This is a genomic window from Desulforhopalus sp. IMCC35007, from assembly GCF_005116575.1.
In the GTDB taxonomy this organism is placed as follows: domain Bacteria; phylum Desulfobacterota; class Desulfobulbia; order Desulfobulbales; family Desulfocapsaceae; genus Desulforhopalus_A.
Genome location: NZ_SWCN01000001.1, coordinates 318090 through 339634 on the forward strand (window position 1 = coordinate 318090; position 21545 = coordinate 339634).

The following is a 21545-nucleotide window of genomic DNA, read 5'->3' on the forward strand; positions in this document are numbered from 1 at the left end:
AGACCTCATAAAACCTAACAACAAAAAAGTAATCTGAGGTTATACCTTATCCATGAATCTCTTTACCTCAGGCGTGAGTGGGAATACCTGAGTTTATTCCTGTAATGTCACCGGGATCATGTTAAAAAAATTGTCACAAATGGAGCATTTTGAAATCTAAAATAATCCAGAAAATATTTGCAGGTCACTTCGACATAAGAGTCAGGCAACGTGGTTGATAGTAACTGAGTGCTAGTACCTTCATCAATTACCGTAATAAACTGGAGAATAGTATCAACGCCGACGATGGTCAGAAATGGAGCATTTGTTTCGGTGGATTATCTGAAAGCATCTCGGATGGGTGGCACGATAAGAGTTGATAGGAATTTGGGATCACGAGAACCAGAACTTACAGGAAGAAAATCAAGTGCAGGACGAGGGAGAATATCGATACCTTCTCTTTGGTAAGCTACAGTCTGCTGTTACTCCATTTTTGTACAACTCCATTGAAATAGGTAGGTCTATACTCACAGGAATAGTGTAAATTTGCAGATTTACTTGAATGGTTCAGGTTGCCAGAAGACACATCATTACGCTAGGATTGAATCATCTCATCTATACCAAAGAATCCTGTTTAAATGAGTATTTCAAGTTTTTCCTGTCTCATAGTACATAAAAATGGTTCTGTGGATTGAACAACATGTTTTGGTATCCATTATTTTCGACCTACTTCAGTTGCGATTGAGGGACTTTTATGAAACGTTTTTACATAGTAATCTGCCTGTTGCTGGTGAATATCCTCATATATTCATTGTCACCAGCCGACTCTGCACAATCACGAACAATCCGTATCGCAGCCTTCAATTTTTATCCGACACTTTTTCAGGCCAAAGATGGTTCAGTGCAAGGCTTTTATGTAGACTTCCTTAAAGAGATCGCAAAACGCGAAGACTGGAATATAGAATATGTCTACGGAAATTGGTCAGATGGCCTTGCTCGTATAAAATCAGGAGAAGTTGATCTACTCACCAATGTTGCATTTACCAATGAACGTGGTCAGTTCCTAGATTACAGCAAAGTCCCGCTGCTCACCGTTTGGGCGGAACTTTATGTCAAAGGTGGTTCATCTATAGACAGCATTAAAGGAGTGAAAGGTAAGAAAGTTGCTCTCATGAAGGGTGATTTTAATGCTGCCAACTTCAAAAATCTTGTGGAAAAGTTGGAGATACCTTGCACCTATGTTGAACTCGGTGATTTTGAAGAAGTGTTCAAAGCAATTTCCTCCAATGAGGTAGATGCAGGTGTTGTTAACAATACTTTTGGAGCTGCCAAACAGCGTGAGTACGGAGTTCAATCTTCGGGGGTAGTATTCAACCCCTTTGACATATACTTTACCGCAGCAAAAGGCAAGAACACCCAAGTTCTGGTAACCCTTGACAAGTATCTTGCCGAATGGCGTAAGGTGGAAGACTCTCCTTATCATCAGGCCCGCGAAAGATGGTCCCACAAAAGCGTATCAATCATGAAAGTTACACCGGCATCGATACGCCAAATAATCATATTTTTCATCCTTACATCTTGCATCGCCATAGCTTTTGTCTTTGTTCTACGCATTCAGGTCAGAAGGAAAACTGCAGCACTCAAACAACAGATCGAAATACGTGCCGAGGCTGAGGAAAGGTTCCTGCTTGCAATGAAGGCTTCTAGAGATGGTTTGTTCGACTGGAACCTTGAAACCAACGAGATTTATTACTCCCCGGCATGGAAAAAAATGCTCGGATATGAGGATCATGAACTTCCCAATGATTTTTCCGTTTGGGAAAATACTACTGATCCTGAGGATGTGAAAAAATCGTGGGAACTACAGCAGAAGCTGATTTCGAAGAAAATCGATCGATTTGTAGTCGAATTTAAAATGAAACATAAAGATGGCCATAGGGTTGATATTCTCTCGCGGGCAGAGGCTTTTTTCAACGATAGCGGCCAAGCAATAAGAATTGTTGGTACTCATACAAATATCAGTGATCGCAAACGGGCCGAGGAGGAACTACGTGAAAGCGAGGAACGAAATCGACAAATCCTTCATTCTTCTATTGATGGTTTCTGGCGAGTAGACAGCCAAGCTCGTCTGATTGAAGTCAACGATGCTTATTGCCGCATGAGCGGCTATAGCCGTGAAGAGTTATTGACTATGGCTGTCCAAGATGTAGAGGCTTTGGAAACAGCCGAAGCCGTCGCTGCAAGGATCAAACGCATCATCACAAACGGCTCTGATCGCTTCACAACCAGTCACCGTCGAAAGGATGGACGTATATTTGAAGTTGAAGCAAGTATACAATACAGGTCTGGTAAAGATGGAGGAGAATTTGTAGTCTTTCTACGTGATGTCACCGAAAAAAAACTCCTGGAGTCGCAACTTCTTCAGGCCCAGAAACTCGAGGCCATTGGCACTCTCGCCGGGGGGATTGCCCATGACTTTAACAATATTCTTGGAGCAATAATCGGCTATTCGGAAATGGTTCGGGATGATCTGGCTCCTGAATCGCCATGTATCCACGGCATCAATCAGGTTTTAAAAGCCAGCCATCGGGCCAAGGACCTGGTCAAACAGATACTTGCATTCAGCCGTCATGTTGAAGACCAGAAAAGGCCTATGCATCCGGCAGTGATCGTCAAGGAAGCCATTTCCCTGCTGCGTTCTTCCTTACCGATGACCATTACCATCGAGCAGGATATCGATCCAGATGCAGGAAGCGTTCTGGCCGATCCGACCCAGTTTCACCAGATTGTCATGAACCTGTGTACTAATGCCTTCCAAGCTATGGAGGTTAAGGGAGGCACGCTCACTATTTCCTTGCAGAAAATAATTCTTTCTCAGGAAGATCTTGCCATGGAACCGGATCTACAACCAGGGAGCTTTGTGCAACTGTTAATCAAAGATACCGGCGAAGGGATTCCTCTTGAGACCAGGGAAAGGATCTTCGACCCCTTCTTTACAACAAAAGAGGTGGGCAAAGGGACCGGCCTTGGTCTTTCCATGGTCTATAGCATTGTCAAGAGTTCAGGAGGATCGATCATCTGCGATAGCCGGCTCGGGGAAGGCTCCGAGTTTCGGATCATCCTGCCGGCGCTGGAGGATCAAGTAGTTGAGGAAAGCGGATCAACGGAACTCCCCCCCCACGGTAAGGAACATATTCTGTTCATCGACGATGAAGAGATGTTGGCGGAGTTGGGTCAAGCCGTGCTTAAACGATTGGGCTACGAAGTGACCACCAGAAGAAACAGCCTGGATGCTTTGACGACATTTCAGAATCAACCGGATGCCTTTGATATGATCATTACTGATCAGACCATGCCTGGGATGACCGGTGTCGATCTTGCACGGCGTATTCTACAAATACACCCTCGGATGCCGATCATTCTCTGCACCGGATACAGCAGCCAGGTCAGCGAAGAAACGGCCAAGGCTGCCGGCATCAAAGGGTTTGCCTTTAAGCCGATGACCCAAAAAGATATTGCCGAGCTGATCAGGAAAATTTTGGATGAGCAAAAGCAGTAATTGGCCGGGTCGCCGGAACAGGTCGAGTGAAAACAAATTCAACCAGTACAAAGGAAAATCTTGGAAAAACCTGGTTTTTTGGTTGAAATTGTTTGTCGGAGTAAGCGGAATACTGCCAGAGCGAAGTTGTAACCCTTGAATTTGTAATCTGAATTTATCTTTATACTGTTCTCAAAAAAATCAGTCGGTTTCGTAATCCTAACAGCAAAAATGCAATTTCAGATGAGAACTTATCCATGAGAAGGTGAGGTGTCCTTAAACCTAGAAACCATAAACTTCTACCTGTAAATGTCACCGGGATAATGCTAATGGAATTGTCCCAAATGGAGCATTTTAAAATCCAAAAGAATCCAGAAAATATTTGCAGGTCACTTTGACATAAGCGTCAGGCAACGAGGTTGATAGTAACTGATTCTCAGTTATCGCGCCCGAAACAACAACACTATTGCCCAGTTTACGTTGAAGATTAGCACTGCCAACGCAAACCAATTAGTTGATTCGCCTGGTGAGGGTGTTTTCTGAAAATCGTATAAATATTGACAATATACCAATATCACTACCAGAAAGGAGCAATGGGCTCTCTTATAAATTTAAAAGTATCGCAGAAGAAATGGTTTTATAATTGAGCTTTTTGGATTCTGACTTTTCCTGACCCTCACAACCGCCTAGCTCGTTTGAATATTTCATATCCAATCCGGCCAGCAGTTACTCAGACCTTGAAACGATCTGTGACGTCCTGCATCTGCGATGTTAACCTGTTAAGATTCTCCGCGCTCTGGCGCACCATATTGCTATTGTTGCTCAGTTCTTGTGAGGAATGACTGACTTCAGCAATATCTTGAGCTACTTCACCGGAAACCTCAGATACCTGGGAAACGTTATTTGCCACTTCCTGGATGCCAACGGAAGCTTGTTCGATATTTTCGGCGATAGCATTAGTCGTGGCTGTCTGATTTTCTACGGCGGAGGCAATGGAGTCAACAATGGTGTTCACCTCGTTGATGACTCGAAGTATCTCCTGGATTTCGGTCACAGTCTTGCCGGTTGAGTTCTGGATACCCTGAATTTTAGTGTTGATTTCTACAGTGGCTCCGGCAGTCTGTCTGGCCAGTTCCTTGATCTCGTTGGCCACTACCGCAAATCCTTTACCTGCTTCCCCTGCCCGTGCGGCCTCAATAGTGGCGTTTAAGGCCAAAAGGTTGGTTTGTTCAGAGATCTCGGTGATGGTTTCGGTCACTCTACCAATTTCCTGAGCGGCATCCCCCAAGGCGCTGATCAGCTCATAGGAACTCTGGGTTCGGATAACAGCCTCACCGGTCATTTTTCGGGCATTTTTGGTGTTATTGGCAATTTCCTTGCCGGCGGCGGCAATAGAACCAGTGGACTCGGCAACCGAGCTGACGTTGACGGCAGCCTCTTCCACTGCCGCAGCCACGCTGTTCATGTTGATGCTCATCTCTTCGGCGGCGGCGGCAACACCGTTGGACCTGTTCTGGATGTTGGTAGTAGCCCCGCTCATCTTTTCGGCCAGGGTTGCCAGTTCCTGTCCAGAATGGTTGAGGGTCACTCCGCTGTCCTGGATCTGTTTGATCATCCCGCCCAACGTGCTGAGCAGTTTGTCGATGCCGCGCCCCAGGACCCCGATCTCATCTTTGGCCGTGAATCCCATGCGTTTGGTCAGATCACCTTCACCTTCAGCAAGATCAAGGGCAACGTTGGTTGCCTTGTTCAAACCTTTGATCAAGCTCAGGGATGTTTTCAGCATGAGTATAATACTGGCTGTGAGAATGACAACAAAGCTGACCAGTATCACTGTCAGTTTTGTCTGCATAACTTTGACCTGCACTGTGGCAGTTTGAATAATATTTTTTGCGAGCTCGTCATCTACGGTCTTAAGAAGGTTGATCTTGTCGGTGATGGTTTTAAACCAGAATTCTGGGTCAACGCCAAAGATCTTGGAGCTGTCGAGGCCAACGGTCAAAGCTACTTGTCGCATACGCTCCACCCCATCCACAGCAGTTCCCTGAACAGTGGTTTCATATATTTTCTGAGAGTCTGGTGTTGCTTCGGAACGAAAAGCGGCGAGATAGTTCTCTTGGGCGGCCAATAGTTGTTGAAAACGGTTATAAGTCTCGGTGGTGAATGAACCCTTGCTGAAAACGGCACTCATAGTTGCCCGCTCTATCCCAGCCCGCTCCTTACTTTGTAGAAAATTGACATAGGCAAAGAGTTGAGTAGTTATGCGAGGGTTATTACTGCGATGACTGGTAGCGGAAATCGTATTAAGGAGTGTTTCGATAAGAGCAGTGTAATAGCTGACTGCTTCTTTGGCTTCTATCTGTTGGCTGGTGATCTTTTGCCGGGTTGTAGAAAGCGTATTAAGGATGGTGTCAACCTGACGGGTTTTATCAGACAACGCCGCTCCGGCGGGTTGTTCCTGAAGTGTCTTAAGGGATTTCTTATAGTTGAGCGCCTTTTCGTTTGTAGCTGTGTGCTGGGTACTAAGGATATCCCCAAATTTCAGACCTCTGCTGGCTAGAAAGCCGGAAGAGGCACCACGTTCCTTTTGCAGCTCGTGAACCAGCAGGCTGATCTGTCCGCTGAACTCAACCATGGTAATGATGTTCTTATCCGAGCGGAGCTGAGTATAGGTGGTAGCCAAATTTATGCAGGAGGTGACGAGATAGCCGCACATGGGGAGCAGGACAATAAGCGCGATTTTGCTTTTGATAGAAAGATTTTGCAGGAGGCGTTTCATTCGGTTTTTCCTTGTTAATATTTTATGATCGCATGGGGGGAATAGCTGGCGATATTCAGTCCAATGTTTTGCTGCTTATCGATATCATAATAAATTCTTGCGGGAAAGTGAAATTATGGATCTTTACTATGATTTAATGATTCTATGTATTTTTTGATTAGCTGAATATCATGGAAAAAGTTTTTACAATATTTGTTGTAGTGTGTCAGCTTATTCCTGATCATTTTCATCTCGATTTTTTCATAAAAACATGCCCAAAATGGAGCAATTCAAAAACCTAGATTCTTTCAGGTTGTCATTGCTGGTCACTTCAGATCGAGTGTCAGGCAGAGTGCCAGATAGTAACTGAAACACGACACGATTTGTCGAATCGCTACCCGCACTGCTAAGAAAGTACTATCAACGCCGAAGATGGTCAAAAATGGAGCATTTTCTCGGTTGATTCTGGAATTATCAACAATTCAGAGTGCTGCATTTGCAGCTGGTTTTCTGGAGATGATTTTGATTTTTACCTCGAACCCATCGCATGGTCCGATGTTCTTGAAAGATAGGAATCTTCAACTACCCAACTGCCAACCATACACCCACAACCATCATCAAGCAACCAGCAACCCTGTTCAACAATCGAACATTGCTCTTTTGGTTGAGAAGATATCGCAATGTCTTCCCACCACTTGCGTATATGAACATACAGCAAAATTCGATAACAAGAATCACTGTTAACATGGTCATCATCTGTGGAGTCAATGGGTATTGAGGGTTAATGAAAGGTGGCAAAAGAGAAATCATGAATGCCCACCCCTTGGGATTCGCGATGGCAGTCACAAATCCCTGGAGAGCAAGACCACGGCGACTGACATCCTGTATATCAGCGCTATTAACAGTGATAGCCATTTTGCCCTTTGAAAGCCATAACTGTATTCCCAGATATAAAAGGTATGCACCACCAACATATTTAAAAATTTGAAACACTGCCGGGTAATTCAACATTATGGAGGCCACCCCCACAACGGCAGCAACACATACCAACCCTACCCCAAGCAGTTCTCCCCACATCATCCAAAACGTACGCCTTACTCCCAAGGTCATCCCTAAGGTCATAGAAAGCGTCATACACATTCCCGGGGTAGCTGAAACGAAAAAGAATGTTGAAACAAATATGACAAGGCTTGAGGTTTCTATTTCAGGGATCATGTGTGTGTCATTCTCAATTAACAATAAATATTTAAACAGGAACGTTTTTGCATACATCTCGCCATGTGTTGCTCCTGTACGCCGATTAGCCAGCACCTTTCTTAGCAATCCAACATTAACAGTTGATTGTTACTCATTGCACCTTTACAGGATTATTTTATATACACTTTCTGATCTACTTGTACATCCAGTTACTACCGTTTTGGGCTAACACCCTATCCTTAAGTGTCAGGCACCGTGGTCGATTCTAACTGATATAGCGAGCACTAAATTACTCTAGCGCTCAATCTTTTGCCGACCTTGCTCAAATCTAAGATAATTACAGAAAAAAACCGGAGATAAACAAACCCTTACGAGGTTAACTAATCAAAATCGATAGGAGCTATATGAGTTTCGATCGCTGTTGAGGTCGAATATAGGTACACGCCAAATCTGACCCTACCCGCCAACGCCCACCAGGCAAGGCTTTTCGGCTAGGCGTGTTCCACAAGCCGTAACCCCAGGCATGAAAGTAGCCGATACCGAGCACTTTACTGACCATTCATTCCGAATCAACTCAGTCATTCATCACTTCCGCCAACACCGCCTGCAGTTCCACCATCTGATATGGCTTGTGCAAAAAGGCCTGCGGACGCTCGGGATGATCGCCTATCAGCACCTGCGCTTCATCGTGGCCGCTGCAGAGGATCACCGGGATATTAGGTGAAAGCTTGCGCAGGGACGCCAGAGTCTCCCAGCCATTCATGCGGGGCATAGTCACGTCTGAAACAACGCAGTGGATCTCATTTTGATGCCGGGCAAACATCTCCATCGCCTCAAAACCATCTTTTGCTGCAAGTACCGTATAGCCAAGGCGCATGATCATGGTCGTTGCCATATCTCGGGTCATTTCCTCATCTTCAATGAGCAGCACCGTGATGCTCCCTTCTCTTGCCGAAATTGGCGCAGTTTTGTCGAGTTGCTGCGGAATTTCTCCTGCTGACAGTGGTAGAAACACTCGGAAGGTCGTCCCCTGGTCTCCGGTTGCCACCGTGATAACACCGTCATGCGCCCTTACAATCCCTAAAACCACCGGTAGACCAAGACCTCTACCGGTGAACTTGGTGGAAAAAAACGGGTCAAAAATTTTATCGATGGCCTCCTTCGCAATGCCGCAGCCGTTGTCCGTTATCTCCAGGCAGGCATAGTCTGGATTCTCCGCTTGCCAGTCGGCGGGATACCTGTGTACTTCCGAAATATCCGTTTGACAAACGGTTTTAACGGCCAGACTGATTGTTCCCTGATTATTGTCTATGGCCTCTCGGGCATTGGTGATGAGGTGGGCCAGCATCTGCTCTATTTGATTGGCGTTAGCTTTGACGACAGGGCCATGGGATGGAAAGTTGACCTTAAGAAGAAGACCATGTGGGTTTTTCGCTCGAAGCAGTGGCAGACTCCGGCGGCAGGATTCGGACAGGTCCAGCGGTACTTGTATGCCAGTTGTTTGTCCGAGGTAGGTGAGCATCAGGCCGCTCACCTGCGCCGCCTTGAGGGCTCCCTGCATGGCATTTGTAAGTATTGTTATGGGTTTTGCATCCCGTGGCAGATCCTCAATGGCCATGTCCAGATTGCCGATCACGACACCAAGCTGGTTGTTGAAGATATGGGCAATGGCACCGGCCATACGCCCCAGGCTCTCAGCCTTCTGGGCTTGAGTGAGTTGGGCTCGGAGTTTCTTCCGTTCCGTCTCAGCCTGCTTGCGCATGGTGATGTCCTGCCCGATGGCCAAAAGACCGACAGTACGGCCTTCTTTGTCCTTAAGAGTTTTGTCGTTCCACTCCACAAGAATCCTTCGGCCGTCTTTGGCGATGATCGGATTCACGTTGCCACTCGTATGGATATCATTAACGGCTTTTTCGAAAAGGGGTTTGATGGTACGACTGGTTTCCGGTGTCAAAAACGTCTCGAACCAGTCCTTACCTTTGACCTCATCCAAAGCATAGCCGACCAGTTTCTCCATGTAGGGGTTGAAACGGATAATGCGCCCCTGGGCGTCCAAGACCAAAATGATTGCCTGGGCGGTTTCAATCAGGCTTTCGGAAAAGTCGCGTTGCTCTCTTAATGCTTCCTCCGCCCGCTTGCGCTCGGTGATGTCGATCATGACGGACAGAAAGCACTCACGCCCCTGGCTGCGAATGACTTCTCCAGAAAAGAGGCCGTCGCGAAGCATGCCGTCTTTTCGCAGAACCTGAAGCTCGTAGTTCGCGATGCGGCGCTTCGCGAGCATGATTTCGGCCACGGTGTTTTGGGCCTTGGGGTCCGCGATCAGACCCAGTTCCACGCTTGACTTGCCGATGACCTCTTCCCGCGTGTATCCTATTGTTTCGAGAAAGGCGTCGTTGACCTCTATCAATTGCCGGTCGGGAACCGAGGAAAGGGCCATGGGGGAGGGATTGGTGAAAAAAATTCGTTCGAAGCGTTGTTGGGCTTCCTGCTGGGCACTGAGGTCCTTGCAGATGCCGAAGACGCAATCCTGTCCACTCCATTGCCCGAACCAGACGCGGGTTTCGACGGGAATTAACGTTCCGTCTTTCGCTGCCAGTGGCAAGGGGCAATGTTTTTGTTCGCCTCGAATCATAGCGGTGAAGATCCTCTCAGCTTCCGAGCGGTCTTCAGGCTGGTGCCAGTCGAGCAGATGCATGCCCTCTAGATCGTCCTCTGAGTAGCCAAGTTTATCTCGTGCCGCCTGGTTCGTAAAGAGTATGCGTCCCTCAGGCGTGGCGACAGCCATGATGTCCGTCACTGTTTCAAAGAACAAGCGGAAGTTCGCTTCGCTTTCCTTGAGGGCTGCTTCAGCCCGTTTCCGCTCGGTGATGTCCCGGCTGATGCCGAAGATACCCACCAATCTTCCATCGGCATCAAACAACGGCCATTTGTTGGTCTGGACATAACCTATTTCGCCCTTTTCGTCGTAGTACGGATCGACCTTGCCCAGCAGGGGCTTACCTTCAGAGAAGACCGGTTCTTCCTCATCTTCATAAATTTTCGCGGTGTCAGGCGGAAAGATCTCTCGGTCGTGCTTACCCACCATATCTCGCCAATTGCGATGGCCGGTGATGCTAGCCAACGTCTGGCTACAAAAGCGAATACGGCTATCGAGGTCCTTGAAGTAAACAAAGTCGGTGGTCTGATCAAGGAACGCTTCAAAATCGCGACTGAAGGCCTGCAGCTTGGCGTCTGCCTCCTTACGGGCGGTAATATCGTGGATAATCGAAAGGAGTAATCTCTGGTTCTGAAGTGTTGTCGGACTGGAATGCACCTGTACGTCACGAATCTGCCCATCTGCCAGCTTATGCTGAAACTCGAAGATGTTAATCTGCTTGTTGAATGCACCTGCCATTTTTTCAGCAATTTCTGTCGGTGACAAGACATTCAATTGATGGATGTTCATCTGAAGCAGGTTATCCAGAGGGAACCCGTAAAATTGAGCGGCGGCCTGATTGGCTAAAACAATCCGACCTGTGTTGGGATCAACGAGCAGCATCACCGCGCTGTGATCCTCGAACATTCCTCGAAACAGAGCTTCACTTTCGATCAATGCTTTCTCAGCCCGCTTGTGCTCGGTAATGTCTCGAACGATGATGACAATTCCTTGACAGACATTGTTGTCATTAAGAACAGGGGCCTTAGTAGTACTTACATATCGGGTGCCGTCGTAAGCAGAAACTGTTTCTTCGAAATTTGCAGATTGGCCGCTTTCAAGAATAAATTTATCATTATTTCTGTATTTTTCAGCCAGTTCATAAGGGAAAACATCAAAATCGGTCTTTCCAATAATCTCGCTCTGAGCCTTGCCTATCATTTTGCAAAAGGCTGGGTTTACTAATCGGAAAATAAAATTCTGGTCTTTAAAGACAATAACATCTTGAGTGAAATGGATAATGGAATTAGTAAAATCCATCGATTCACGGAGAGCGTCCTCCACAAGCTTTCGCTCGGTGATATCCCGCAAAATTGCATTAACTCCCGAAGGCGAGCCTTGGTCGTTCGTGTTACGGCTTACCGTAATTTCCACAGGTATGCGCCGGCCATCGGTAGTCAGCCGTTCGGACTCATAACCAGCCACCGCTCCTGTATCCAGGACGTGGCGCATTATTTCGGTCTGTTCCTTCAGGAGGTCTTCCGGGCAGAAGCGCATGACGGGCGAACCAAGGGCTTCTTCAGCTGCACATCCAAAAAGTTTTTCCGCGCCGGGGTTGAACACCGTGATCATGCTGTCCAGATTAACAGCCAAGACTGCATCTCTGGTGGTGGACACCACGGCGGCGTATTTTTGGGCGAGGGTTTCCCGTTGCTTTTCGGCTCGGATGCGGTCGCTGATGTCACTCAGCACCACACGACATAAAGGAGCACCGTCATCAGCCCGGATGACTGTTTCCTTCAAATGCGCCCAGATGTAGTCACCACCCGGTTTGACCAGCCGGAGATCACATTTCTGGAGGGTGGCCGTCTCCAAAAGCTGCTTGTGGTGCAGGGAGTAGATGTGCTGGTCATCACTGTGGATGAAGCGGGAGAGCGGTTGCGTCGCCAGTTCACTTCGAGACAATCCCAGCAGAGTGGCGGCGGTGAGGTTGGCCTCTATGATCAATCCGTGCTCAGACAAGGTGCAATAGCCCACCGGGGCCTGGTCATAAAGGTCGAAATAGCGCGATCGTCCTGCTTCGATTTGGGCCTGTGCCCGGCGCAGTTCCTCTTTCTGCATCTCCAGTTCGATCTGGTGCACCCGCAGTTCGTGGAGTATCTGCTGGATTTCTTCGGTGGACATCGCATGGATTTCTTCCAGCGACAAAGCAGGTTTTTCTAAGGCCATCTCTTCGGCCTGTCTGCGCAGTTCGCTTGCTTGAAAGCTCATATCATCTTTGCCAGTCATAATTGTCCTTATTTCGTCTCAAATGTCTTCTGTTCTTTGAACCGCTCTGTGGAGGTCAACATATTTCCAATATATCATAACCAATGAAGTAAAAACCAGATAGAAGATATTTTAAGAATAATTGCGAGCCTTCCCCGCGTTTGAGAGGCATCAAGGTGTCACGTGACAGTCACGTGACAGTCACGTTTCGATGTCACGTGACGTCACGCAGGAGAACAGACAAGACAAGAGTAGAGAAGAAAAGAACAGAACAGAACAGAACAAGTCGGATTTTTGTTGACCGAAACCCAACAAGCCGAGGTTTCCGATAGTGATTTGTCCGGTTTTGAAAAAGGACACAGTCTTGGACAGCTGCTGTCTGCTGCTACTTATCAGTCAATTTTTTCTTGTCAGTGAGTTCTGTTTAAAGGTATTCACCTCAGAGAACGGGAGCGTTGAAATGGTAGTGCCTTCAGCAACCATTTACCGACACTCCGGTCAAGCTGCCAGGTTTTTTGATCAGTGAGGGGAGGGGAGATCTGTTAATATGCCGCCCTCTTCGTAAAAGAAGTAACCAAAGATCACGAGAAAATCGTCTGATGAAAGTTGTAATTGCCGAAAAGCCATCCGTGGCCCGCGATATTGCAAAGGTTCTCAATATTACCGCCAAAAAGAAAGGGTATATCGAGGGCCGCGGTTGTGCGGTCACCTGGGCCATCGGGCATCTGGTAACCCTTCAGGAGCCTGGCGAATATGATCCGGCGCTCAAGCGTTGGTCGCTTGACACCCTCCCTTTTGTGCCTGACGAATTCAAGCTCACCCTGATAAAAAACGATGGCGTCGCAGGGCAGTTCCAGCTGATCAAAACCTTATGCGAACAGGCTGAGGAAATTGTCTGCGCCACTGATGCCGGCCGGGAAGGAGAGCTGATCTTTCGTTATATTCTGGCGCTGTGCCACTGCGAAGATAAACCAATCCGTCGCCTCTGGCTCAACTCGCTGACCCCCGAGGCCATCCAGGCAGCGTTCAAGGACCTCAGAGACGGCCACGATTACGACGCGCTCTATGCCGCCGCCCGCTGCCGCAGCGAGTCCGACTGGATTGTCGGTCTCAACGCCACTCGCTACTACACCGTTCGGCACGGTCAGATCGGCGGCAACGATCGCGTCCTCTGGAGTATAGGCCGGGTGCAGACGCCGGTGCTGGCTATGATCGTCGAACGTGATGATACCATTCTTCAGTTCCGTCCCCAGTCGTTCTGGGAGCTCATCACCCGCTACCGCGAGGTGGTGTTCAAGTACAGTGGCCAGCGTTTCGAGCAACCGGAGAAGGCCCAGACCCTGCTCGACAAGATAACCGGCCAGCCCTTTGTTATTACCGGCATTGCCGGGAAAGAGAGCAAGGAGCAACCGCCGCAGCTCTTCGATCTCACCACCCTGCAGCGCGAGGTCAACAAGCAGCGCGGCCTGTCGGCGGCCGCCACCCTTGCCGCCGCCCAAAAATTGTATGAGGCAAAATTCATTACCTATCCGCGTACGGATTCACGGTACCTGAGCAAAGATCTGAAACCGCGCGTTGCCAAGATCATGGAACAACTCAAGGACATGCGGGCTGAACAGATCGCACCGCTCAACCTCGCCAAGCTTCCGTTCACCACCCGAATCATCGACGACACCAAGGTGACCGACCATCACGCCATCATCCCCACAGGCGTCAGGCCGCGCACCCTGGGCGCTCATGACCAGCTCGTCTATGATGCAATCACCACCCAGTTCATCGCCGCCTTCTATCCCGTCTGCGTCAAACATGTGACCACGGTTGACGGCGTCAGTGAGCAGGTAAAATTTCAGGCCAAAGGGACCCAGCTTATTGAGCCGGGTTGGACCATTCTCTTCCCGAAAAAGAAGGTGAGTCAGGACGCTGCCGACGACCAGGCCTTGCCCGCCTTTACCAAAGGGGAAACCGGAGCGCATGAGCCATCCCTGCGCGAAGGCAAGACCAAGCCTCCCAGTCACTTCACCGAAAACTCGCTGCTCGGCGCCATGGAGGCCGCCGGCAAGTTTGTCGAAGACGACGCCCTGCGTGAGGCGCTTAAAGAAAGGGGCATCGGCACACCAGCCACCCGCGCTGCCATCATCGAAACCCTGCTCCGCCGCAACTATATCCAGCGCGAGAAAAAACAACTGCGCTGCACCGACATGGGCCGCACTCTGATCGCCCTTATCCAGGACCCGCTACTCAAATCGCCGGAGATGACTGGGGAATGGGAGGAGAAACTGAAAAAAATTGAGCGCAGCCAACTCGATCCCGATATCTTCATGGCCGGAATTAGCGACTATATCCGCACCCTGATTGAGCACAGCTCCACCCGGCGGCTTGATCCCGCACGCTGGGGCAGCTGCCCAATCTGCGGCAAAGAGGTAATCAAAGGGAAACGTGCCTACGGCTGCTCCGGCTGGGCAGAAGGTTGTCCCTTTGTCCTTGAAGCAGAGTGCAGAGGAGTCACGCTTGTGCCCAGGCAGATTCAGGCCCTGCTGCAACTGCGCGTCCTGCCGCAGCCGATCAGGATTGAGAACGAGCCGCGCATCCTCATCCTTTCCACCCAAGGTTTGATTATGGACCTGCGGCTGCCCTCCGCCGACCGGCAAAAACACATCGTCAAGAAAGATCGTCCCGCCAGGTCCTAGGCCGGGAAGAAGCAATAGTCGGCGGGAGCTGATAGTAAGGGATCGATTGTCGGCATGGTTGCCCAAGCAGTGATTGGGCGGTGTCTTGAAATTCCACTGTGGTCTGAAAAGAGTAGTTCCTGAGCACTAAAAAACTAACAATGGATTCATTGATGAATATCACCATTAAAGAAAAAGGAGAAACAATGCTGAACACCAAGCCGGTAACAACGGGCTTGTTTCACCATCAAAACCACCTGTGGTTATGGCCAGAGCTCCAACTTGAGCGGATTTACCAGGGGCGACGGTGGCAAATGAAAGATCTCTGCCGGAGCTGTAGTCCGGAGGGGGCGTTTAACACCTGATCAATGGAAAGCTTGCCTTGAGAATAAAACTCTCTTCTTGAACTTCTTCAGTGCGGGGAATAATACGGGGAATGAAATTTTGAACAATAAAAAAGGGACTCAGAAAATACCTGAATCCCTTGAATTTACTTGGTAGCGGGGACAGGATTTGAACCTGTGACCTTCGGGTTATGAGCCCGACGAGCTACCAGACTGCTCCACCCCGCGATAAGTTTGGGCACTATACACCCTTCAAAACAATTGTCAATGGCTGAGTTACCTGTACCTGCTTTCGTCTTACTCAGTCCGGAGTCATTGTTGTAAAATATCAGTAAAACAATAACGGCACGAAAGTGGTCATCAAGAGCACGGAGACCAGCAGCAGGAGCATGGGCAGGATCTGTTTGCTCAGACTTTCAAGGCTTTCTCCTGTTATTGAGCTTGCAACGTAAAGGTTGATGGCAACAGGTGGTGTAATCATTCCGATAGCAAGCCCCATGACAATAACGATTCCAAAATGAATGAGATTGATGCCAAGTTGCTCGACAATCGGAAGAAATACGGGCGTCAGGATAATAAGTGCCGACGCCGTCTCCATGAATATTCCGGCAATGAGGACAACCACATTGATCAGCAGTAAAATCAGCAGAGGATTTTCTGTGAACGATAGTAAAAAATGGGCAATATCAGAGGGGATAGACCAATTGGCCAGGACCCAGCTGAAAATTTGGGATGTGGCAATAAGGAACATGATCATTGCCATGGTAATTCCTGAATTGACGATCACCTCATAGAGTTGTTTCAGGTTAATGTCACGGTACACAAAAAGAGCGACGAAAATCGCATAGTCTACTGCAATTACTGCCGATTCAGAAGGGGTGAAGAAGCCAGAAAAAATGCCTCCAAGAATTATGACTGGTGTCAGTAAACCGAAAAATGCGATTTTAAAATGGGCAAAAATATTTCTCAGACTGAATTTTCCACCAATAGGATAATTCTTTTTCTTGGCAACATAGACTGAATATAACATCAGTATGCCACCCATGAGTACCCCGGGAAGAAAACCGTTGAGAAAAAGCTGGGCCACGGAAACGTCGGCGATAATCGCGTATAAAATCATCGGAACACTCGGAGGGATGATAACTCCGATGGTGCCTGAGGCTGCTATCAGGGCTGCGGCAAAGGGAACCTGATAGCCCTTTTGTTTCATCTCGGGGATAAGTGGTGTACCAATGGCAGCCGTCGTGGCAGCGGAGGACCCTGAGATGGCTGCAAAAAACATTGAACCAAGCACTGCAACCAGAGCCAGCCCTCCTCGAATCCAGCCAACGCAGGCATCAGCAAAGTCAACCAGTCGTTTTGATACATTTCCTTTAGCGAGCAGGTCTCCTGCGAGAATAAAAAAGGGTATCGCTATCATCGGAAAAGAATCTGTTCCGACAAACATTCGCTGGGGCAGCAGGACCAGATTCAGATCGTTGAGAGCCAAAACAACCAGAGATGAAAAGCCTATGGCAAGGGCTATGGGCATGCCCGTCAAAATAAGGGCAAACAATGAGAAAAAAAGTATCCAGCCCATTTTATATCTCCACTTGAGGTTCAGTCCGCCATATGTCACTGATCTGACTGAGCAGATGGACGGACATGACGGAAAAACAGATTGGAATAATCATATAAACATAGCGCATTTTAATCCCCATGGCCGGTGATACCTGGAAGAGCTGTATGTTAAAAAGATTGATGCTATACCGGATTGTAATGAAGAAAAAAATGGCCATCAGGAGACAGGAGAGTGTTCCCAACAGTTTTTTCGGTGTATCTGGCAGGAGATCTACGGCAAAGGTGACCGCAATATGGGCCCCTTTTTTAAAAGCAACACTTGTGCCGATGAAACTGCTCCAGACGAGAAGATACCGGGATAATTCTTCACTCCAGCTGAGGGCTGTAAAAAATACACGAAAAATGATCTGGGCGGTAATCAGGATAATCATTGCCATGAGCGTTAAAAATAAGGCAAAACGGAAAACGGTGTCGATTTGATCACTCGTCTTTTTAAGGTATTGGCAAATGGTGTTCATAGAGAAATATGGGTTTTCGGGAAGCGTGAGGATGCAAAATGCAGCCATATTGTGAGTACAGGAGAAAGGTCCTCATGCTGCCATGAAAGACAGATGAGGACTTACTGTTTATTTGCCGAGTTCTGCTTTAATTGCATCGAGGTACTTGCCGAATTTTTCTCCGTATTTGGTGTATACAGGGACTACAGCATTTTGAAACGGGGTGAGATCAGGCTCTGAGATGGTCATCCCCAGTTCCTTGATGGCAGCCAGTTGCTCTGCTTCCTGCTCCATATTCCAGTTTCGTTCATGCTGTGCTGCGGCCTGGGCACTTTCCTGAAAGAGTTTTTGGCTTTTTTCATCGAGAGAAGCGTATAAGTTCTGACCCATTACAAATACAGCAGGTGCATATGTGTGTCTGGTAAACGACATGAATTTTTGGGTTTCAGCAAGCTTGAAGGAATAGATAACATTAACAGGGTTTTCCTGACCATCTATTGTGCCTTGCTGCATTGCAGTAAGGGCTTCCGTCCATGCCATAGGAACGGCATTTGCCCCAAGGGCCTTGAAAGTATCAATATATACAGGGTTTTCCATTACTCGAATTTTCAGGCCTTTAAGATCCGCAGGGCTGAGTACCTCGCGTTTTGAGTTGGTCAGATTACGAAAACCACGCTCAGCATAGGCAAGACCCTTCAAGCCGACTTTACTGAGGTTGCCGAGAAGCTCCTGACCGATGGAGCCATCCATTATTTTGTAGGCCTCTTCATTTGAGGTGAAGAGAAAGGGAAGTTCCAATACTGCAATTTCAGGGGAAAAATTACTCACGGGACCATTGGTGATGATTCCCATATCAATAGTGCCGAACTGCATGCCTTCAAGTAAGGTACGTTCATCACCGAGCTCAGCGTTTGGATGGATCTCAATGGTGTAGTCTGAGCCGGCTTCCACCAGTTCCTTAAATTTGAGGGCGGCGATATGAAAGCCGTCTTTTTCATTTACCACATGGGAGAGTTTTATAACTTTACCTGCGGCCAGGGTGCTTGTGCTTGTCATGACAGAAAACAGACAAAAAAAGATAAATGCGCTGCATAATTGTGCGATTTTCACGATGATTCTCCTCTTAATTGATAGTGCTATTGTTTGGTGAAGGTGAAATAATTTTCGTTTTAATAATAAATGCTTCCAATGGCCATTTGTTTCCCTCCAGGCAGGAGTTATCCTAGCGTTTTCTCCGGGCTGGCGCAATGAATTTCAACGTCGAAAGTATCTCGTTGCTACTGGCTATTTTGCAAATGAGATTCTAAATATCTGACAGATTTGTTCGGTTATGACAGAGCTGTCTGCAGGCTGGTCGGGAGGATGATGAATTATCTGGAAAGCTTAATTTTACAGGGTGAAAAGAAGGGAATTACCTTGACGTGGCCAAACTGTATTTCATACAATTAATCACAAGCCTGTTAATTTTTACTCAAAAAGTAATTTTATGTTCGACACAGTTTCGAACACTGTTTTGGGTACCATAAGTAAAACTCTAATCCTGGGTGAGACTTTTTTATGAATAGACATTCGATTGCTTTTCGATTGATTCTTGGTGGTTTTCTCGCTGTAATTATACCTTTGGCGATAGTTGGGGTTATTTCAACGCAAAAAGCCTCAACTGCACTCAAGCAGCAGGCAATGATAACAATGCAGGCTGGCGCCGAGGATGTGGCTCGTCTGGTTGATACTGTTCTCTCTGAAGAAAAAAAGGTAGCAAATGCCTATGCCGTCAATACCCAGATCATTGAGGTTGGCATGCTGGTGAGGGAACAGAGACCCGACAGTTCGACAGAACAGGTACAGAAGTTACGCATGTCCATGAAAGAGATATATGCCCAGCTGGGTAATCAATATCTTGGAATATTTGTAACGGATCCCGCAGGAAAACTCTATACGGGAGAGCGGTTAGATGGTTCGGAATATACAGGCTCCGATGTTTCCTCCAGAGATTATTTTATGACGGCCAAAGAAACCGGGAAGGCTGCCGTGAGTGATCTGGTTGTCTCTCAATCTACAGGTGAGATGATTTTGGTGGTTTGTGCCCCAATTTTTTCTGAAGCCAAAGAATTCCTGGGCATTTTGGGTCTGCCGATTAACGCCTCTGCCCTCACTGATATTGTCAACAGAAGAAAAGTGGGCAATACAGGCTATGCGTTTATGGTCAATGAGAAAGGGATTGTTATAGCCCATCCAAAGGCTGAACATCTGCTGAAGTTAGATATCACGAAATTACAAGGTATGGAGTCGATTTCCCGGAATATGGTGGCCGGGAACACGGGTGTGGAGCCATACGTCTTTCAGGATGTGGATAAGATCGCAGGTTTCGCCCCCGTTCCTGTGAAAGGCTGGAGTGTTGGCCTGACGCAAAATACCAAAGAGTTGCTTGAAACTTCGCGGGCAATTCGAAACAGTATTCTCCTGGTGACGCTGATAACTCTTCTGGTGGTTGGAGTAGCGATATATTTTGCGGCCAGAAGTATCGTCGGACCAATCAATAGAGCCGTGGCGAACATCAAAGATATTGCTCAGGGTGAGGGTGATCTGACGAAAAGACTGCCCGCTACCAGCAAAGATGAAATAGGAGAATTATCCCGCTGGTTTAATACCTTCGTTGAAAAACTCCAGGGAATAATAAAAGAACTCACTGACGGCACGGGAATGGTCGACGAGTCGGCCCGCTCTCTTGCCCTGATTTCAAGAGGTGTCTCTCAAAGTGCCAGCGAAACCTCCAGGCGCTCCGAGAGTGTCGCAACCTCTGCAGAAGAAATGACCGTCAGCTTAAATAGTGTTGCAGCAGGTATGGAGGAGTCAACAACAAATATCTCCATGGTTGCCAGTGCCGCAGAGGAGATGAGTGCCACAATTGCAGAGATTGCTCAAAATTCTGAGATGGCGCATACTATCTCAGAAGAAGCCGTTGGCAAGGCGAAGTCAACTTCTGCCAAAATTAACGACTTACATACAGCCGCCCAGGCGATCAACAAGGTGACAGAGACTATCACAGAGATATCGGAGCAGACCAATCTGCTGGCACTTAATGCAACTATCGAGGCCGCCCGGGCAGGAGATGCCGGCAAAGGTTTTGCCGTTGTTGCTAATGAAATTAAGGAATTGGCTAAGCAGACAGCTGCTGCAACCCAGAATATCAAAAAGCAGATTGGCGAGGTGCAGGAAACCACCGAAGAGACCACAGAAGAGATTGATCAGATCTCGTCCGTTATTAACCGTGTGAACGAAATTGTTGCCACAATTTCGGCCGCAGTCACCCAGCAGTCTGCAGCAACCGATGAAATAGCCATTAATATATCCCAGGCATCCCAGGGGCTGATTGAGGTCAATGAAAATGTTAACCAGATATCATCTGTGGCGGGTACAATAGCGGGGGATATCTCCAGCGTGAATCATGCCTCCACTGAAATTTCTGAGAGCAGCAATGAGGTGAACCGTAGCGTTGAGTCCCTGCATCAGTTAGCAGAACATCTCAAATCCATTGTAAATAATTTCAAAGTATAACCTGCTTAGAACCGCCAGTACCGGGGGATGGAGTAAAAGCCGCCCGATCAGCACCTCGCTGATCAGGCGGCTTTTTTTTGAATATCGATTTCCGCATTGTTTTTTACAAAGGTTCATCACTCTGCATCTTGTCAAAAACAGGAGAGCCTGTTACATATACTGGTATCGCTAGGGGTGCTTCTTGCTGAGAGGATACTATCCAACCCTTGGAACCTGATCCGGATAATATCGGCGAAGGAAAGCGGCTTGAATGTAAAAAACACTGAATCTACCTGTAGAATTATCTGTTTAAGCCGCTTTTCCATTTGATGGGAAAGCGGCTTTTTTATTGTCGGAATGGAGGTGTCATGGAGATTTATATCAATGGGAAGCCAGAAGAGACAGGACCGTCGAACATTCATCAACTTGTGGATAAAAAAGGGTTGAAGGCGGACTCACTCGTGGTGGAACTTAATCGTCAAATTATTAAACAGACACAGTGGCATGAAGTCCATTTACAGGATGGAGACCGATTGGAGCTACTGAGTTTTGTTGGAGGAGGATGA

General features: G+C 47.7%; 11 protein-coding genes, 1 tRNA gene and 1 riboswitch. Of the genes, 5 read left to right on the top strand and 7 right to left on the bottom strand.

The annotated features are described in order from the left end of the window. The first annotated feature begins 733 nt into the window (after window positions 1–733). Window positions 734–3538 (top strand): PAS domain S-box protein, encoded by a 2805-nt coding sequence (locus FCL48_RS01415; RefSeq protein ID WP_136870450.1) that lies wholly within the window; start codon window positions 734–736, stop codon window positions 3536–3538. 709 nt (window positions 3539–4247) lie between these two features. On the opposite strand, the gene FCL48_RS01420 is transcribed toward FCL48_RS01415, so the two are convergent. From FCL48_RS01420 to FCL48_RS01430, 3 genes are all read right to left on the bottom strand, one after another. Continuing rightward, the gene (locus tag FCL48_RS01420; RefSeq protein ID WP_136870451.1) at window positions 4248–6296 is read right to left on the bottom strand and encodes a methyl-accepting chemotaxis protein; all 2049 of its coding nucleotides are present in this window, start codon (window positions 6294–6296) and stop codon (window positions 4248–4250) included. A gap of 561 nt (window positions 6297–6857) precedes the next feature. Continuing rightward, the gene (locus FCL48_RS01425; protein WP_136870542.1) at window positions 6858–7490 is read right to left on the bottom strand and encodes a LysE family translocator; all 633 of its coding nucleotides are present in this window, start codon (window positions 7488–7490) and stop codon (window positions 6858–6860) included. Between the two features lie 556 nt (window positions 7491–8046). Further along, on the bottom strand, window positions 8047–12399 hold the full coding sequence (locus FCL48_RS01430; RefSeq protein WP_136870452.1) for a PAS domain S-box protein: 4353 nt from the start codon (window positions 12397–12399) through the stop codon (window positions 8047–8049). A 578-nt stretch (window positions 12400–12977) separates the two neighbouring features. On the opposite strand from FCL48_RS01430, the gene FCL48_RS01435 reads away from it, so the two are divergent. Both FCL48_RS01435 and FCL48_RS01440 read left to right on the top strand, forming a co-directional pair. Further along, the gene (locus tag FCL48_RS01435) at window positions 12978–15065 is read left to right on the top strand and encodes a DNA topoisomerase 3 (protein WP_136870453.1); all 2088 of its coding nucleotides are present in this window, start codon (window positions 12978–12980) and stop codon (window positions 15063–15065) included. 152 nt (window positions 15066–15217) lie between these two features. Next, the gene (locus tag FCL48_RS01440; protein ID WP_136870454.1) at window positions 15218–15409 is read left to right on the top strand and encodes a hypothetical protein; all 192 of its coding nucleotides are present in this window, start codon (window positions 15218–15220) and stop codon (window positions 15407–15409) included. 130 nt (window positions 15410–15539) lie between these two features. On the opposite strand, the gene FCL48_RS01445 is transcribed toward FCL48_RS01440, so the two are convergent. From FCL48_RS01445 to FCL48_RS01460, 4 genes are all read right to left on the bottom strand, one after another. After that, window positions 15540–15616: transfer RNA gene (locus FCL48_RS01445), tRNA-Met, on the bottom strand. A gap of 100 nt (window positions 15617–15716) precedes the next feature. After that, window positions 15717–16967 carry a TRAP transporter large permease gene (locus FCL48_RS01450; RefSeq protein WP_136870455.1) on the bottom strand — a complete coding sequence of 417 codons (1251 nt, stop codon included), beginning with the start codon at window positions 16965–16967 and terminating at the stop codon, window positions 15717–15719. A gap of 1 nt (window position 16968) precedes the next feature. Next, on the bottom strand, window positions 16969–17514 hold the full coding sequence (locus FCL48_RS01455) for a TRAP transporter small permease (protein ID WP_136870456.1): 546 nt from the start codon (window positions 17512–17514) through the stop codon (window positions 16969–16971). 60 nt (window positions 17515–17574) lie between these two features. Continuing rightward, window positions 17575–18501, bottom strand: a complete 927-nt coding sequence (locus FCL48_RS01460) for a TRAP transporter substrate-binding protein (protein WP_136870543.1) — start codon at window positions 18499–18501, stop codon at window positions 17575–17577. A 501-nt stretch (window positions 18502–19002) separates the two neighbouring features. On the opposite strand from FCL48_RS01460, the gene FCL48_RS01465 reads away from it, so the two are divergent. After that, on the top strand, window positions 19003–21000 hold the full coding sequence (locus FCL48_RS01465) for a methyl-accepting chemotaxis protein (RefSeq protein ID WP_136870457.1): 1998 nt from the start codon (window positions 19003–19005) through the stop codon (window positions 20998–21000). 160 nt (window positions 21001–21160) lie between these two features. Next, a riboswitch (TPP riboswitch) is annotated at window positions 21161–21257 on the top strand. Window positions 21258–21347: 90 nt separating this feature from the next. Then, window positions 21348–21545: a sulfur carrier protein ThiS gene (gene thiS, locus FCL48_RS01470; protein ID WP_136870458.1), complete on the top strand. Its 198-nt coding sequence runs from the start codon at window positions 21348–21350 to the stop codon at window positions 21543–21545.